The sequence below is a fragment of the Roseateles sp. P5_B10 genome, assembly GCF_056400485.1.
In genome coordinates this window covers 1-5,627 of the sequence record NZ_JBFULE010000335.1, presented here as the reverse complement: position 1 = coordinate 5,627, position 5,627 = coordinate 1, and the positions used below count along the sequence as shown (strand labels likewise).

At 70.1% G+C, this 5,627-nt stretch carries 3 protein-coding genes; all 3 read left to right on the top strand.

What is annotated here, in order from left to right; translation table 11 throughout:
• The first annotated feature begins 224 nt into the window (after positions 1-224).
• Positions 225-3,191: a glucosidase family protein gene (locus tag AC1DU6_RS18590; protein ID WP_477858803.1), complete on the top strand. Its 2,967-nt coding sequence runs from the start codon at positions 225-227 to the stop codon at positions 3,189-3,191.
• Entirely contained in the window at positions 3,188-3,907 is a 720-nt protein-coding gene (locus tag AC1DU6_RS18585) for a carboxylesterase family protein (RefSeq protein WP_457322720.1), read from the top strand. Before AC1DU6_RS18590 ends, AC1DU6_RS18585 begins: the two co-directional genes overlap by 4 nt.
• Positions 3,904-5,627, top strand: a 1,724-nt coding sequence (locus AC1DU6_RS18580; RefSeq protein WP_477858802.1) for a hypothetical protein, incomplete at its 3' end; no start/stop codon positions are given. The genes AC1DU6_RS18585 and AC1DU6_RS18580, both read left to right, overlap by 4 nt.

Here is a 5,627-nt window from a genome sequence, read left to right as displayed (position 1 = left end):
TCAAGAACTGACTCCGCGCAACTGTTTGACCGCAGCGTAGCGAAGGGAGTTTTGCGCGGGGCCTCAAGGGCTGAGTACCGCAGGGCACCCCGCTGCGAAGCAAAGGGGCGGGCGGTTCGGGGGCGACTTCTTTGCCTACTTTCTTGTTCGCACAAGAAAGTAGGTCGCCCGCCGGGGCGAACTCCCGGCATGGGCCTTACCTCTCAACCTGCAGCCGCCAAGCCATGAGAAGGTTTCTCTACGTCTTGCTGACTTGCACCCTGCTCGCGTGCCTTGCGTCTCACGCCGCCATCCTCGATGACATGAAGGACGCCACCCGCTGGAAAGCCACCGCCTCCGACCAGGTCAAGGCTACCCTTCGACAAGACTCTCGCGACGACTCCCTCTGCCTCGACTACGACTTTGCCGGCGTGTCGGGCTATGCCGTCCTGCGCCGCGAACTGCCGCTGGACTGGCCGGCCGACTTCGCGCTGACGACCCAGCTCAAGGGCAAGACCACCGGCAACGACGTGCAGATCAAGTTCGTCGACGCCAGCGGCGACAACGTCTGGTGGATCAATCGCCCGGCGCTGACCCTACCCGACACGCTGACCGAGACGCGCTTCAAGCGCCGCCACGTCGCCTTCGCCTGGGGGCCGACCGAGGACCGCGTGCTCAAGCGCAGCCAGTTCATCGAGTTCGTCGTCGTCGCCGGCCAGCAGGGCGGCGGGGCAGGGGCCTTGTGCGTCGGCGCCCTGGGCCTGGAGCCGCGCGAGCCCGCACCCAAGGCCTGGCCCGAGCCGCGCCGCAGGCTGGGCGCCAGCGAGATGACGCTGGACTTCCAGACCTTGCGCGAGTTCAACGGCCTGTGGTTTGCCAGCGGCGCGGCCATGCGCATCGAGGTCTCCGACGACAACCGGCGCTGGAAGACGCTGTCCACCCAGCCCGGCCGCGCGTTGTTCCTCGGCGAGCAGGAATGGCGCTGGCTGCGTCTGCGTTACGAAGGAAAAAAGCCGCCTGAGGTCGAGTTGCGTGACGCCGCGCAATGGCCGGACCGCAACGCCGCCGTCGCTGAGCTGGCCAAGTCCCTGCCGCGCGGCGAGCTGCCGCGGGCCTTCCTCGGCGAACAGAATTACTGGACCGTCGTCGGCGTGGATGGCGGTGCCCAGCGCTCCGGCCTGGTCAGCGAGGACGGCGCCATCGAGCTGACCCGCGGCGGCCCCAGCATCGAGCCGACCGTGCGCCTGGCTGATGGTCGTCTCGTCACTTGGGCTCAGGTGCGCACGGGGCACAGCCTCATCGAGCACGCCTTGCCGGTCGTGCGGTGGCAGCATGCAGACGTCGAGTTGCGCGTCGAAGCCGGCGCCGACGGCCCGGCCAAGGCGCCGCAGCTGCTGGCCCGCTACACGCTGCGCAACCCGACCAGCAAACCGCAGCGCTACTCGCTGCTGCTGGCATTGCGCCCCTGGCAGGTCAACCCGCCGCAGCAATTCCTGTCGACACAAGGAGGCATCAGTCCTTTGCCCACCGTGGCCTGGGCCGATGGCAAGTTGACTGCTGCCGGCCTGGCCCTCCAGCCACGCGAGACGCCGGCCGAAGTGCGCGCCGCATCGTGGAGCGCCGGCCCCGGCTTCGCCACGCTGCTGCAGGCGCCGCCCCTCACGCAACTGGCGGACGCCGAGCAACTGCCCTCCGCGCTGATGCGCTTCGACATCGAACTCGCACCGGGCGAGGCACGCAGCCTGGGCTGGGTGATGGGCGGTGATGCGGGCGCCCTCGACACCCGCCTGGCCGTCGCCGCCGCGCAATGGCGCGACCGCCTCGGCGTGCTGGAACTGAACCTGCCGCCCCAGGCCCAGCCCATCGCCGACACCATGCGCAGCGCGCTGGCGCAGATCCTCGTGTCCCGCGACGGCCCCGCACTGCGCCCCGGCACGCGCTCCTATGCCCGCTCGTGGGTGCGCGATGGCGCCATGATGGTGGCCGGCCTCGTGCGCATGGGTGAGGCCCAGGCCGCGCGCGAGTTCGTCGACTGGTATGGCGGCTATATCTTCGAGTCGGGCAAGGTGCCCTGCTGCGTCGACCAGCGCGGCGCCGACCCCGTCGTCGAGAACGACAGCCACGGCCAATACCTGTTTGCCGTCGCYGAGCTCTGGCGTCACACCCAGGATCGCGCGCTGCTGGAGCGCCACTGGCCCAAGGTGCAGCGCGTCGTGGCGTGGATGGAGGCCCTGCGCCAGAGTGAACGCAAGCCGGGTGCCGACCCGCGCTTCAAGGGGCTGATGCCGCCGTCCATCAGCCACGAGGGCTACAGCGACAAGCCGGCCTATTCCTATTGGGACGACTTCTGGGCCTTGCGCGGCAACAAGGACGCGGTGCAGATTGCCCAGGCCCTGGGTGACACCGCGCAGGCCGTGCGCTGGGCGGTGTCGCGTGACGAGTTCGAGGCCGAACTGGGCGCCTCCATCACTGCGACCGCCCGGCACTACCAGCTGAACCACATCGCCGGCGCCGCCGACCGCGGCGACTTCGACGCGACGTCGACGACCATGGCCCTCAACCCGGCCCAGGCCGACAAGCTGCCACCCGAGCTGTTGCGCGGCACCTTCGACCGCTATGTGTCGGAAGCCGAGGCCCGCATCACGGGTCGCAAGGCCTGGGCGGACTACACGCCCTACGAACTGCGCAATGTCAGCGCCCTGGTGCGCCTGGGTCGGGTGGATGAAGCGCACCGGCTGCTGGCCTGGTTCTTCACGCACCAGCGCCCGATGGGCTGGAACCAGTGGGCCGAGGTGGTGCGGCCCGATGCGCGCGAGGCCCGCTTCCTGGGCGACATGCCGCATGCCTGGATCTCGTCCGACTACCTGCGCGCGGCCCTGGACCTGCTGGCCTACGAGCGCGAAGCCACCGGCAGCCTCGTGCTCGGCGCTGGCCTTTCGCCCGCCTGGCGCATGGCGGGCGACATCGGCGTGGCCGGCCTGTCCACGGCCTGGGGGCGGCTGGACTATCGCTTGCTCAAACGCGCCGATGGCGGCTGGACGCTGCATATCGACCGCCGGCCCGAACGACTGCCTGGTGATTTGCGCCTGGCCTGGCCGGGTACGGAGCGGTTGCCGCGCGCTAACGTCGAGACTCAGGGCCTGAGCTGGCAGGACCGCGAACTGCCCCTGCCCGCCAACGCCACCACCATCCAGCTGGAGCCCGCACCATGACGATGAACCGCCGCCAGTTGCTGTTGACGACACCGGCTCTGCTCAGCGCCTGCGCGGCCTTGCCGCCCACGCCTGCCGGCCTGGCCGCCGGCGAGCAGCGCGCCTGGGAGCTCGAAGGCCAGCGCTTCTGGATCTGGCTGCCGCGCGAATACAGCCAACGCACCGAAGCCTGGCCGCTGGTTGTCTTTCTGCACGGCTCGGGCGAGCGTGGCACCGACCTGGAGAAGGTCAAGGTCCACGGCCCGCCCAAGCTGGTCGCCGTCGGCGCCGACTATCCGTGCATCGTTGTCAGCCCGCAGCTCGAGGACAACCTGCGTTGGGACCCCGAGCGATTGCACAAGCTGCTCGGCGCCCTCAAGGCCAGGCTCAATATCGATCCGCAGCGCTGCGTCGGTACCGGCCTGTCCCTCGGCGGCTTCGGCGTGTGGCACTGGGCCACGGCCTTCCCGCGCGACCTCGCGGCCATCGCACCTGTCTGCGGCTTTGGCGACCCGGCCAAGGTGTCCGCCATGCGCGGCGTGCCGGTGCGCGGCTATCACGGCGAGCAGGACCAAGTCGTGCCGTTGGCGCCGCACATCGCCTGTGTCGAGGCGCTGCGCGCGGCCGGTGGCACTGCATCACTGACCATCTACCCCGGTGTCGGCCACGACTCCTGGACGCCGGCCTATCAAGATCCTGGACTGCTGCCCTGGCTGTTGGCGCAGCGACAAACATGACCGTTCACTCCCTTGGCAACAAAGTCGGCCTTGAGGCCGAGCTGCTGTCCCATGGCGCGCTGCGCCGCCTGATGTTCGGGCCGGCGCTGATGCTCAACCTCTTCCCCGGCAACGAGCTGGAAGGCGGGCCGGCCAATGTCTGGCTGCGCCGGCGCGATGCGGGCGGCAATTGGCGCATCGCAGCGCTGCTGGGGCCGCTCTCGCCGCTGAGCGCGCACACCGACGAAGGTGCCTTCGAGATGCGCGGTGAGTGGGACGGCCTGGCCCTGCGCCTGCAACTGCGCCTRGCCGCAGATGAGGCCGTGCTGTTCTGGCATCTGCAGGCCGCGAACGTTAGCGACACCGCCTGCGAGATCGCACCCGTGCTGGTGCAGGACGTGGGCCTGGCCGACTATGGCGCCGCGCGTACCAACGAGTTCTACGTCAGCCACTACATCGACCTGCAGCCGCTGCAGCACCCCGGCCACGGCGTGCTGCTGGCCGCGCGCCAGAACCAGGCGCAGGGCGGCAAGCACCCCTGGCTGCTGGCCGGCTCGTTGCGCCGCGCGGAGAGTTTTGCGACCGATGCCAGCCAGGTCTGGGGCCATGCCGCGCGTGAGGGCGCCTTGCCGCCCGGGCTGTTGAGCGGCCTGCCGGGTCAGCGCCTGCAGCACGAGCAYGCCCTGGTCGGGTTGCAGGACGAGGCACTGCCGCTCGCGCCCGGTGAGCGCGCGGCGGCGGGCTTTTTCCTGGCGCTGCAAGCCCATCATCCCGGGGCCAGCAGCGATGCCGACCTGGCCCGGCTGCCCACGCTGCTGGCGCTGCCCGAGGCCCAGCCATCCAACATGCTGGACGCGCCGGGCCTCTTGCCGGCGCCCAGCCTGTTCGCCAGCGCATCGATGCTGGCCAGCCAGGACTTCAGCGACGAGGACCTGGCCGCCTACATCCCCGGCGAGCGTCGCCATGAGGAATGGCAGGGCAACCAGCGCTTGAGTTTCTTCACCGGCGAGGCGACCCACGTCGTGTTGCGCGCCAAGGAACTGCTGGTGCAGCGGCCCCACGGCCACATCCTGCGCAGCGGCGACCATCTCGTGCCCGACGAGGGCGCGCTGACGTCCACCTGCTGGATGGGCGGCGTCTTCCATTCCATGCTGACCCAGGGCCATGTCAGCATCAACCGCCTGCTGTCCACGCAGCGCAGCCTGCTCGGCCTGTTCGGCACGGCCGGTTTGCGGCTGTTCGTGCAGCCACAGGTGAGCGACTGGCTGCTGCTCGGCCTGCCGTCGGCTTTCGAGATCCAGCCGCAGCGTTGCCGCTGGCTGTATGCCTTTGATGCCGGCGTCATCGAGGTCGTCGCGTCGGCCGCCGCCACGCCGGATGCGATGGCGCTGAGCGTGCGCATGCTCAAGGGCCGGGCGCTGCGCCTGCGGGCCAGCCTCAACCTGGCCGTGGGCGGTGACGATGGCGCCGCGCCATTCAAGCCCGTGTGGGAGCACAGTGGCAGCCGGCTGCGCATCACRCCGCCCGAAGGCAGCGAGCTGGCGGAGCGCTTTCCCGGTGGCGGCCTCGTCATCGACGCGCCGGGCCTGGCCATCGTGGGCGACGACGGCCGGCTGTTCGACGACGGTGTCAGCCGCGGCGAGCCGCTGGTCTGCCTCGACTTCTCGCCGACGTCGGCGTTTTCGCTGACGCTGCGCGGCGAGCTGCTCGACACCGCGCCGCCACCCGCCCAGCCACTGAC

Bases quoted from the DNA above. Each gene is read 5' to 3' on its own strand.
- AC1DU6_RS18585 (WP_457322720.1), top strand. From the start codon at position 3,188: ATGACGATGAACCGCCGCCAGTTGCTGTTGACGACACCGGCTCTGCTC.